The 11,513-nt window shown below is 68.6% G+C and carries 8 protein-coding genes and 1 pseudogene; 8 read left to right on the top strand and 1 reads right to left on the bottom strand.

Features of this window, described 5'->3' with window-relative positions; all coding sequences use genetic code 11:
• Positions 1-849: 849 nt before the first annotated feature.
• Entirely contained in the window at positions 850-1,146 is a 297-nt protein-coding gene (gene groES, locus KGQ19_RS00965) for a co-chaperone GroES (RefSeq protein WP_212007089.1), read from the top strand.
• A gap of 108 nt (positions 1,147-1,254) precedes the next feature.
• Positions 1,255-2,883, top strand: a complete 1,629-nt coding sequence (gene groL, locus KGQ19_RS00960) for a chaperonin GroEL (RefSeq protein WP_212007088.1) — start codon at positions 1,255-1,257, stop codon at positions 2,881-2,883.
• A 510-nt stretch (positions 2,884-3,393) separates the two neighbouring features.
• Here groL and KGQ19_RS52520 read toward each other — a convergent pair.
• Positions 3,394-3,655 (bottom strand): annotated as a pseudogene (locus KGQ19_RS52520) (WhiB family transcriptional regulator); the annotation flags it as partial.
• A gap of 857 nt (positions 3,656-4,512) precedes the next feature.
• Between KGQ19_RS52520 and KGQ19_RS00950 the strand changes: the two are divergent.
• The 6 genes from KGQ19_RS00950 (at position 4,513) to KGQ19_RS00925 (ending at position 11,471) form a co-directional block, all read left to right on the top strand.
• Entirely contained in the window at positions 4,513-5,124 is a 612-nt protein-coding gene (locus tag KGQ19_RS00950; RefSeq protein ID WP_012785233.1) for a response regulator transcription factor, read from the top strand.
• Between the two features lie 167 nt (positions 5,125-5,291).
• Entirely contained in the window at positions 5,292-6,788 is a 1,497-nt protein-coding gene (guaB, locus tag KGQ19_RS00945) for an IMP dehydrogenase (RefSeq protein ID WP_212007086.1), read from the top strand.
• Between the two features lie 113 nt (positions 6,789-6,901).
• Positions 6,902-8,011, top strand: coding sequence for a GuaB3 family IMP dehydrogenase-related protein (locus tag KGQ19_RS00940; protein ID WP_212007085.1), 1,110 nt, complete (start codon positions 6,902-6,904; stop codon positions 8,009-8,011).
• A gap of 162 nt (positions 8,012-8,173) precedes the next feature.
• Complete coding sequence (locus KGQ19_RS00935) at positions 8,174-9,883, top strand: glycerol-3-phosphate dehydrogenase/oxidase (RefSeq protein ID WP_212007084.1); 1,710 nt, start codon at positions 8,174-8,176, stop codon at positions 9,881-9,883.
• A gap of 80 nt (positions 9,884-9,963) precedes the next feature.
• The gene (locus tag KGQ19_RS00930) at positions 9,964-10,452 is read left to right on the top strand and encodes a glutathione peroxidase (protein ID WP_212007083.1); all 489 of its coding nucleotides are present in this window, start codon (positions 9,964-9,966) and stop codon (positions 10,450-10,452) included.
• 44 nt (positions 10,453-10,496) lie between these two features.
• Positions 10,497-11,471, top strand: coding sequence for an oxidoreductase (locus KGQ19_RS00925; RefSeq protein WP_212007082.1), 975 nt, complete (start codon positions 10,497-10,499; stop codon positions 11,469-11,471).
• Positions 11,472-11,513: the final 42 nt, after the last annotated feature.

The raw sequence follows: 11,513 nt of genomic DNA, 5'->3' as shown, positions 1-11,513 counted from the left end.
CCGCATCCCCATCACCCGAACGACGCCGGCGCACCCACCACCAAGCCCCACGTGCCAACCCGCGGATCCGCCCCCGAACGCGACCGTGTTCCCACCCTGCGACACCCTGCCTCGGCGTAACGCGCGCGCCAGCCCCGCCGCCCGCCGCCAGGTCAGCGAACCCGTTTGCCGCCTGGCCCGCTGCTGAACACGGCGGCGCCGCGCACACAGCCGCCCGCGTCCAGCCCACCCGCAGCCGCCCCAACGACGCCAACATCAGCATCATCCATTCGGCCTCGTCGATTCTGCGTAGCCACTGATACGCACAACATCGGATGTCCGATTCGCGGCAATAGCGAAGTATGGACGTGTACCCGGCGGCGTCACGGAACATAGCCGCCGGGGACCGACAGCCGAACACCCGTCGCCGCGGACAGAGCTCACCGCGCGGCGGGCGCATCGGAGGTCGTGCCCTCGGGCGGTCGCCAGGTCGCCTGTCTGCTCGGTGGAAGGGGAGAGAAGCCCCGGACACTGGTCAGTGTCTAGGGCGGGGGAGCTCCCCCACCACCGAGCAGTCCCGGGGTCGGCGCGCCGACCCCGGGAGGGCAACCCCACCGCCCGCTCTCCCCGCGGGTGGCGAACGGGGGCGCTTGCGCCGCCCGGCACACCGGTGTGCCGTGGCGGAGTTCGGCCCCGGGCGGCCGCCCTGGCACTCCACTTGACCGAGTGCTAAAGGCCCGCCTACTCTCGCTTTGGCACCCTCGCACCGAGAGTGCCAGCGCGATCCGGCCGGACCCTGGCACCCGCGACGACAGGTTCCGCAACCAGTTCCGCGTAGCCATCCGTCACGCGAACGAAAGGTCACACATCGTGGCTACCGTTGCCATCAAGCCGCTCGAGGACCGCGTCGTCGTCAAGCCGCTCGACGCCGAGCAGACCACCGCCTCCGGCCTCGTCATCCCGGACACCGCCAAGGAGAAGCCGCAGGAGGGCGTCGTCCTGGCCGTGGGCCCGGGCCGCTGGGAGGACGGCAAGCGCGTCGAGCTCGACGTCAAGGAGGGCGACATCGTCCTCTACAGCAAGTACGGCGGCACCGAGGTCAAGTACAACAACGAGGACTACCTCGTTCTGTCGGCGCGCGACCTGCTCGCGATCGTCAACAAGTAACTCGTCGCGCGGCCCTCACAGCTGCCATCCGCCCCGGGCGGCCGGGGACCCGGCCATGCCGCCGGGGCGGATTTTTCTTCTTCTTAAAGACAAGGAACGTACTCGCTCATGGCGAAGATGCTCGAATTCGACGAGGACGCCCGCCGCAAGCTTGAGCGCGGCGTCAACGCGCTCGCCGACGCGGTCAAGGTCACCATCGGCCCGAAGGGCCGTAACGTGGTCATCGACAAGAAGTTCGGTGCCCCGACCATCACCAACGACGGCGTGACGATCGCCCGTGAGGTGGAGCTCGAGGACCCGTACGAGAACCTCGGCGCGCAGCTGGCGAAGGAAGTCGCCACCAAGACCAACGACGTCGCCGGTGACGGTACCACCACCGCGACCGTGCTGGCCCAGGCGATGGTGCGCGAGGGTCTGCGCAACGTCGCGGCCGGCGCGCAGCCGATCGCGCTCAAGCGCGGCATCGACAAGGCCGTGGTGGCCGTGTCCGACCAGCTGCTGTCCACCGCCAAGCAGGTGGAGAGCAAGGAGTCCATCGCCCAGGTCGGTGCGATCTCGGCGCAGGACAAGGCGATCGGCGACCTGATCGCCGAGGCCATGGACAAGGTGGGCAAGGACGGTGTGATCACCGTCGAAGAGTCCAACACCATGGGCCTGGAGCTCGAGTTCACCGAGGGCATGCAGTTCGACAAGGGTTACCTGTCGCCCTACATGGTGACCGACCAGGAGCGCATGGAGGCGGTCCTGGAGGACCCCTACATCCTGATCAACCAGGGCAAGATCAGCTCGCTGAACGAGCTGCTGCCGCTGCTGGAGAAGGTCGCGCAGTCCCGCAAGCCGCTGCTGATCATCGCCGAGGACGTCGACGGCGAGGCGCTGTCCACCCTGGTCGTGAACAAGATCCGCGGCACCTTCACCTCGGTCGCGATCAAGGCCCCGGCCTTCGGCGACCGGCGTAAGGCGATCCTGGAGGACCTGGCGATCCTGACCGGTGCGCAGGTCGTGGCGCCCGAGGTCGGTCTGAAGCTGGACCAGGTCGGCGTCGAGGTGCTGGGCACCGCGCGCCGCGTGACCGTCACCAAGGACGACACCACCGTCGTGGACGGCGCCGGCGACGGTGCGGCCGTGTCCGACCGCGTGAAGCAGATCAAGGCCGCGATCGAGACCACCGACTCCGACTGGGACCGCGAGAAGCTGCAGGAGCGGCTGGCCAAGCTGGCCGGCGGCGTGTGCGTCATCCGCGTCGGCGCGGCCACCGAGGTCGAGCTGAAGGAGAAGAAGCACCGTCTGGAGGACGCCATCTCCGCGACCCGTGCCGCAGTCGAGGAGGGCATCGTCGCCGGTGGTGGCTCCGCTCTGGTCCATGCCGTCTCGGTGCTGGACGGCGACCTGGGCCTGACCGGCGACGAGGCTACCGGCGTGCGCGTCGTCCGCCGCGCCGCGGTCGAGCCGCTGCGCTGGATCGCCGAGAACGCCGGCCTCGAGGGCTATGTCGTGACCGACAAGGTCTCGAACCTGCCCGTCGGCTCCGGCCTGAACGCGGCCACCGGCGAGTACGTCGACCTGGTTGCGGCCGGCGTCATCGACCCGGTCAAGGTCACCCGTTCCGCGCTGGCCAACGCCGCCTCCATCGCCTCGATGCTGCTCACGACCGAGACCCTGGTCGTCGAGAAGCCGGAGCCGAAGGAAGACGAGGGCCACGGCCACTCGCACGGCGGCCACGGCCACAGCCACTAAGGACCACAGCTACGGCTACAGCAACGGCCACAGGAACAGCCATAGCCGCAGCCGGTCGCAGTGACCAAGGGGCCACAGCCACTAAGGGCCCGCTAGCTCTATAGCCTCTATAGCGAACCCTGAGGGCAGCTCTGTACAGCGAAGGGCGGCTCTATACGGAACTCCGTATAGAGCCGCCCTTCTGCCGCTCGCCTTAAAGGCTGGGGAAGCCGGGCCGGCCCCGTGAACCATGGGACGCAGATCGCGAACCCTGAAGCGGGCGTCTACCGGGCGTCTGTAGGGACAGCGACTACGGCTTAGTCTTCGCCTTAGCCCGCACCCCGGCCGAAACCGTGTTGGCTGGCCGCGTCATCGTCATCCCATTGCTAGGCGCGGTAGCCGGCGCACCCGAAGGCTTCGACTGCAGCTTTACCGGGACCTTCGTCGTCGGCTTGCGCACCGGCTTGGTGTTCTTCGCCGTGGCCAGCGCCGCGAGCTTCGCGGCCCGCGCGGCCGACTTCTCCCGCGCGTAGTGCTCGTCGCGCTCTTCCTCGGTCATGCCGCCCCACACGCCATAGGGCTCGTGTACGCGCAGCGCGTGCTCGCGGCATGGCTTGCATACCGGGCAGTGCAGGCAGACCTCCTTCGCGGCCTCCTCCCGCGAGGTTCGCGCCTGACCGCGCTCGCCCTCCGGGTGGAAGAACAAGTCGCTGTCGGTCCCGCGGCATGAGCCGCGCAACTGCCAGTCCCAGAAGTCCGCGTTCGGGCCCGGGAGACGGGACACGTCGGCCATGGTGAACCCTTCCTTCCGCCGACCAGCAAAATCGCGAATCCGCAGGTCAGTCGTCTGTTGTCGGACGACCGACGGTGAGTCGCTAGATGGAGTGGTCTTCGGCTGCATCGTGTTGGCCGCAGCCGCGGCGGGTGCATGATCCCGTTGAGAGTGAGTCGGGAAATGCATCGGCGCCGCGGCGGCGGCCCTACCTCGTGGTGAACCAGGTGTCAGTTGTCCAATACCTGATCCGGCGAGCGGTCATACCGATCATGCCCCGAACCGTGCTCGATTGTCACTGAGTTGCCGCAATCGACTACGGAACGTGATCAACAGCACGGCGGTGGACCGCCGGCTGGAACGAGAGGCGCGGCAGGTTGATCGGGCTCCCCGAAGATGACGGCTGGGACCACGACGGGTGGGTGCGGGCCTTGGACGCCGGCCTGCCCCCCGAGAGTGGTGGCGGAGGAGGCCGGGGCGGACGCGGCGGACGGGGCTCAAGGGACTCGAGGGATTCAAAAGACCCCGGCGACAACCGGGACGAGGCCGGCGAGGACTACGCCGACCGCCCCGAAGATCGCCCCTGGACCCCGATCCCACGCCAGGCGAAGGCCGCTGAGCGGGGGCTGATCCCGCCCCAGCGCCGTCTGAAAAAAACATCGCGGAGCGCGTAACGCTTTCGGGTGAAGCTCGTTTTGCATCTCGGAGTGACGATGGCCCGCGTTCCCGCCCGCCGCCCGACCGCCTCTGTCCGAGGCGCCACGCGCAGCGGTCCGCATATGGGTGGGTGGCGAAGCGGCGCGAACCATCGACTACGGGGACCTGTCCGCCATAAGCTCAATAGGTGTCACAACCTCACGAATGTGGAGGCTTGACCAATGACGTCCATCCTAGTCTGCGACGACTCCCCGCTGGCCCGGGAGACGCTGCGACGCGCCGTGGCGACCGTGCCCGGTGTCGACAAGGTCACCACCGCCAACAGTGGCGAGGAAGTGCTGCGCCGGTGGACGGCCGACCGCTCCGACCTGGTCCTGATGGACGTGCGGATGCCGGGCCTCGGCGGCGTGGAGACCGTGCGGCGGCTGCTGTCCAACGACCCCAACGCCCGGGTGATCATGCTCACCATGGCCGAGGACCTGGACGGCGTGGCGCTCGCGGTGGCCACCGGTGCCCGCGGCTACCTGCACAAGGACGCCTCCCGGGCCGAGCTGCGCGCCACCGTCAGCCAGGCGCTGGCCGACCCGACCTGGCGGCTGGCCCCGCGCCGGCTGCGCCCGGCCGAGATCGGCGCCGTCCCGACCCTGACCGCCCGCGAGATCCAGGTGCTGGAGGGCATGAGCCACGGCCGCTCCAACGCCGAGATCGGCCGGGACCTGTTCCTCTCGGAAGACACGGTGAAGACCCATGCGCGCAGGCTGTTCAAGAAGCTCGGCGCCTCCGACCGGGCGCACGCCGTCGCGCTCGGGTTCCGCTGGGGCCTGGTCCGCTGAGGGCGGACCGGCCGGGCCGCACGTCCGCGGTCCCGGCGGGGCCTACGGCGCGCTGTGCGGGTGTGATTCCGAGCACGCTGGAGGCGATCATCCGTTGATCGGTTTGGTCGGGCCGGATTCCTGGGGGAAGATTGCTTATCGGTCCCCCTTGACATTCGGATGGTGACATGTCTGACGCCGGCCTGCCCGCCAAGTTCGCGACTCTCGGCCTGACCTACGATGACGTCCTGCTGGTGCCGGCCTACTCCGAAGTGGTGCCCACCGAGCTGAACACCGGGACCCGGCTGTCGCGCAACATCACCCTGAACGTGCCGCTGATCTCGGCGGCCATGGACACCGTCACCGAGGCCCGCATGGCGATCGCCATGGCCCGCCAGGGCGGGGTCGGCGTCCTGCACCGCAACCTGTCGATCGAGGCCCAGGCCGCGCAGGTGGACCTGGTCAAGCGCTCGGAGTCGGGCATGGTCACCCAGCCGGTGACCGTCGCGCCGGACGCCACCTTGGCCCAGGTGGACGGGCTGTGTGCCAAGTACCGCATCTCCGGCCTGCCGGTGACCGCAGCCGACGGCACCCTGCTGGGCATCATCACGAACCGCGACCTGCGCTTCGAGGTGGACAAGTCGCGCCGGGTGGACGACGTCATGACCCCGATGCCGCTGGTGACCGGCCCTGCCGGGATAAGCGGCGAGGACGCGATGAAGCTCCTGGCGCAGCACAAGATCGAGAAGCTGCCCCTGGTCAACCCGGACGGCAAGCTGTCCGGCCTGATCACCGTCAAGGACTTCGACAAGAGCGAGAAGTACCCGCTGGCCACCAAGGACGAGAACGGCCGGCTGCGGGTCGGCGCGGCGATCGGCTTCCTCGGCGACTCCTTCGAGCGGGCCCAGGCCCTGATCCGGGCCGGCGTGGACTTCCTGGTCATCGACAGCGCGCACGGCCACTCCAAGGTCGAGCTGGACATGATCGCCAAGGTCAAGGCCGAGGCCCCGCACATGGACGTGATCGCCGGCAACGTGGTCACCTCGGCCGGCGGCCGGGCGCTGATCGACGCCGGCGCCGACGCGATCAAGGTCGGCGTGGGCCCGGGCTCCATCTGTACTACGCGCGTAGTGGCCGGGGTCGGCATGCCGCAGGTGACGGCGGTCTACGAGGTCGCCCAGACAGCCCGCGAGCACGGCGTCCCGGTGATCGCCGACGGCGGCCTGCAGTACTCCGGCGACATCGGCAAGGCGATCGCCGCCGGCGCCGACTCGGTGATGCTCGGCTCGCTGCTGGCCGGCTGCGAGGAGTCGCCCGGCGAGCTGCTGTTCATCAACGGCAAGCAGTTCAAGTCCTACCGCGGCATGGGCTCGCTGGGCGCCATGCAGTCCCGCGGCGAGAACAAGTCCTACTCCAAGGACCGCTACTTCCAGGGCGACGTCGAGTCAGACGAGAAGCTGATCGCCGAGGGCATCGAAGGCCAGGTTCCCTACCGCGGCCCGCTGGCCTCCGTCGTGCAGCAGCTGATCGGCGGCCTGCGCCAGTCGATGCTCTATTGCGGCGCGCACACTGTCCCGCAGCTGCAGGACGCGCAGCTGGTCCGGATCACCGCCGCCGGCCTGCGCGAGAGCCACCCGCACGACATCCAGATGACGGTCGAGGCGCCGAACTACTCCAAGCGCTGACCATATAAAGCGCTGACCATCGCTGACCATATAGAGCACCGATAGAGCACCCGACGGCCCGACGCTGTAGCGTCGGGCCGTAAGTACGTCTGCAGAGAGTCGAGGTAGTCCAGGTGACCGAGGTCGAGATCGGCCGGGCCAAGCGTGGCCGCCGTGCCTACGGGTTCGACGACGTGGCGGTCGTCCCGTCGCGCCGCACCCGGGACCCCGAAGAAGTCTCCATCGCCTGGCAGATCGACGCCTACCGGTTCGACACGCCGTTCATGGCCGCGCCGATGGACAGCGTGGTCTCCCCGGCCACCGCGATCCGGATCGGCAAGCTCGGCGGCCTCGGCGTTCTCAACCTGGAGGGTCTGTGGACCCGCTACGAGAACCCTGAGCTGCTTCTGCAGGAGATCGCGGACCTCCCCGCAGACGACTTCACCAAGCGTCTGCAGGAGATCTACAGCGCCCCGGTACAGCCCGAGCTGATCGCCGCGCGCGTCAAGGAGATCCGTGCCGCCGGCGTCACCGTGGCCGGTGCACTGTCTCCGCAACTCACTGCGGAGTTCCAGTCAGTGGCCGTCGCAGCGGGCCTCGACATGTTGGTTATCCGCGGCACCACAGTGTCCGCCGAGCACGTGTCGGCCGGCGCCGAGCCGCTGAACCTGAAGCAGTTCATCTACGAGCTCGACATCCCGGTCGTGGTCGGTGGCTGCGCGACGTACCAGGCGGCCCTGCACCTTATGCGTGCCGGCGCCGCGGGCATCCTGGTCGGCTTCGGCGGCGGCTCGACGCAGACCACCCGCGACGTCCTCGGCATCGAGGTGCCGATGGCCTCCGCGGTCTCCGACGTCGCCGCCGCGCGCCGTGACTACCTGGACGAGTCCGGCGGCCGCTATGTGCACGTCATCGCGGACGGCGCCATGGGCGTCTCCGGCGACATCACCAAGGCGATCGCCTGTGGCGCCGACGCGGTGATGATCGGCTCCCCGCTGGCCCGCGCCGCCGAGGCGCCGGGCCGGGGCTTCCACTGGGGCGCGGAGGCGCACCACGCCTCGGTCCCGCGCGGGCACCGCACCGCGGTCGGCACTGTCGGGACGCTGGAGGAGATCCTCAACGGGCCGTCCTCCTCGCCTGACGGCACCATGAACCTCTCCGGCGCCCTGCGTCGAGCGATGGGGACTTGCGGCTACACCGAGCTCAAGGGCTTCCAGCGCGTCGAGGTCACCATCGCGACCTGAGCGTTCCGCCCTGTGGGGGAGTGCGGAGGGGAACGCCGGGGAGCGCCAAGAATCGCTGTAATCGCTGTAGAGGAGCTTGATCGCAGCGCTTGTGATCGGCTTCACGGGTGATGTGCCTCCCGTGCCCGCGTGCAGTGGCCCCACTTAGGGCAGGCTTGTGGTGTGCGTAGTGTGCAGCTGGGACCGAAGCAACGGGAGGCGGCGCTGTCCGCCATGGCCGAGCGCGAGCTCGACGTCGTGGTCGTGGGCGGTGGCGTCGTGGGAACCGGGACGGCGTTGGACGCCGCGACCCGGGGTCTGAGCGTGGGTTTGTTGGAGGCGCGGGACTGGGCGTCGGGTACGTCCTCCCGCTCCTCCAAACTCATCCACGGCGGCCTTCGCTATCTGGAGATGCTTGATTTCGGCCTGGTCCGCGAGGCGTTGAAGGAACGCGGCTTGCTGCTGGAGCGGCTGGCCCCGCACCTGGTGCGTCCGGTGCCGTTCCTGTATCCGCTGACCGGCCGTGCCTGGGAGCGCGTATACGCGGGTTCCGGGGTGGCTCTGTACGACGGGATGGCTACGTCGTCCGGCCACGGCAGAGGTCTGCCCCTGCATCGCCAGCTGACGCGGCGCGGTGCGCTACGTATTGCGCCCGCGCTGAAGCGCTCCTCGCTAGTGGGTGCCATCCAGTACTACGACGCGCAGGTAGACGACGCGCGCTACGTGACATTCCTTGCGCGTACCGCGGCGAGCTACGGCGCGCACGTTGCGTCCAGGGCACGTGTCACGGGCTTCCTCCGCGAGGGGGAGCGGGTCACCGGCGTTATTGTCACCGACCTGGAGACCGGCAGCACCCAGGAGATCCGCGCCAAGCAGGTAGTGAACGCCACCGGCGTGTGGACCGACGACACACAGGCTTTGGTGGGGGAGCGCGGACGCTTCCATGTGCGCGCCTCTAAGGGGATCCACCTTGTGGTCCCCAAGGACCGCATCCAGTCCTCCAGCGGAATCATCCTCCGCACGGAGAAGTCCGTCCTCTTCATCATCCCGTGGGGCCGCCACTGGATCATCGGCACGACCGACACCGACTGGACCCTCGACAAGGCGCACCCGGCGGCCTCCAAGACCGACATCCAGTACCTGCTGGATCACGTCAACTCCGTCCTTAACGTGCCCCTGTCGCGGGCTGACGTAGAGGGCGTGTACGCGGGACTCCGGCCGCTGCTCGCCGGCGAGTCGGACGAGACGTCGCAGCTGTCGCGGGAGCACATCGTCGCGCACGTCGTACCCGGCCTCGTGGTCGTCGCCGGCGGCAAGTACACGACGTACCGGGTGATGGCGAAGGACGCCGTCGACGCGGCCGTCCACGGGCTCGGCGGAGGCGTACCGGAGTCCCCGACGGAGAACGTCCCGCTGCTCGGTGCCGATGGGTACCAGGCGCTGTGGAACAACCGCACTCGGATCGCTACACGTAGCGGACTACACGTTGCGCGCGTGGAACACCTCCTGCGCCGCTACGGGACCCTGGTCGACGAAGTCTTGGACCTCACCTCGGCGCAGCCGGAACTCGCCGAGCCGCTGCCCGGCGCGGAGGACTACCTCAAGGCGGAAGTCGTCTATGCGGCTCAGGCTGAGGGCGCGCTGCACTTGGACGACGTCCTGGCCCGGCGCCTCCGGGTCTCCATCGAGACCTTCGACCGCGGAGTCGGCGCCGCCGAACCCACGGCGCGCCTTATTGCTCCGGTCCTGGGCTGGACCGAGGAGCAGATCAAGCGCGAGGTGGAGCATTACGTGGCGCGAGTGGCCGCCGAACGGGAATCCCAGGAGCAGCCGGACGACGCCACCGCGGACGCGGCCCGGCTCGGCGCGCCGGACATCGTCCCGGTGATGTAGTCCCTGATGGAGTCCCACATGGAGCCCGGGTGGTTGAGCCACCCGGGAATCCGTTCAAGCTCGCGTGCTTTGATACCGACATGAGCCTCTACGACATCCCGATCAACACCCTCGACGGTAAGCCGGCCTCGCTCAAGGACTACCAGGGCAAGGCCATCCTCCTCGTCAACGTCGCCTCCCGCTGTGGCCTCACGCCTCAGTACGAGGGCCTGGAGCGCCTTCACGAGCGCTACGCCGACCGCGGTTTCACGGTACTCGGCGTCCCCTGCAACCAGTTCATGGGTCAGGAGCCGGGCAGCGCTGAGGAGATCCAGGAGTTCTGCTCAGCGACTTACGGAGTGACCTTCCCCCTGATGGAGAAGATCGAGGTGAACGGGGACGACCGCCACCCCCTTTACACCGAGCTCACCAGGACGACCGACGCCGAGGGCAACAACGGCGACATCCAGTGGAACTTTGAAAAGTTCTTGATCGGCGCCGACGGAACCGTCCTCAAGCGCTTCCGTCCGCGCACCGAACCGGAGGCCTCCGAGGTGGTCGAAGCCATCGAAGCGGCCCTCCCGGCCTAGTGACAGGTAGTGACAGGCGCGGCTGATCACGCCAGGATGGCGCTATGCCGCATTGGACTCCGGAGGAAATGCCGGATCTGACGGGGCGAGTTGCCATGGTCACGGGGGCCAGCAGCGGGATCGGGTTCCGAACAGCGTTGGAACTCGCGCGTCACGGAGCCCGGACCCTGCTCGCCGTTCGTGATCCGGACAAAGGAGAGTTCGCGCGGGAGCGGATCACCGGGGTGATCCCCTCCGCGCGCGGACTCGTCGAGATCGTCACAGTCGACCTGGCGAGCCTGGACTCGATCGAGGACGCCGCCGCCGACCTGGCCGACCGCACGGCGGCCGTGGACATCCTGATCAACAACGCCGGGGTGATGGTGCCGGACGGCCTGACCACCGACGACGGCTTCGAGCTCCAGTTCGGCACCAACCACCTCGGGCACTTCGCACTCACCGGCCGGGTGTTACCCCTTCTGCTGGCCGCAGAGTCCGCCCGGGTGGTCACCGTCTCCAGCCTCACGCACCGCCGCGCCCGGCCGGTCTGGGACTTCGAACCGGCCGAGGCCAACACCAAGGAGTCCTATAGCGAAGCCGACTGGCACCGGCACCGTGTCTCCTCCTATGGGCGCTCCAAGCTCGCCAACCTCTTGTTCGCCCGAGAGCTGGACCGTAAGGCGAAGCGTGCGCGGGTCGCATTAGCGAGTGTCGCTGCGCACCCCGGCTATACGGCCACCGGCTTGTTCACCAAGACCTCCTTCAGCCGGCACAACCGGGTCGTCTCCGGACTGTCCCAGTTCGTCACCAGAGCGACCGGCCAGAGCTCTGCCGCAGGTGCGTGGCCGTCTCTATATGCGGCGACTCATGTAGACCTCTTCGGGGGCGAGTACATCGGACCGCGCGGCCCAGGCGAGATGCGCGGCGCGCCCGCGCGAGCCGTCATGAGCTTGGTAGCGCAGGACGAGTCCGTGGCCGCCGCCTTGTGGGACCAGTCCGTCGCGGCTACCGGTGTGGGGTACGAAGAGCTGTCCCGCTGAGGGCTCCAGAAGATCCGCGAAAAAGTGGGGAACCGGCGTGCG

It is taken from the genome of Catenulispora pinistramenti (assembly GCF_018274385.1).
GTDB classification, from domain to species: domain Bacteria; phylum Actinomycetota; class Actinomycetes; order Streptomycetales; family Catenulisporaceae; genus Catenulispora; species Catenulispora pinistramenti.
Note: the sequence above shows the minus strand (reverse complement) of the source record. Positions and strands in the feature narration are given on the sequence as shown.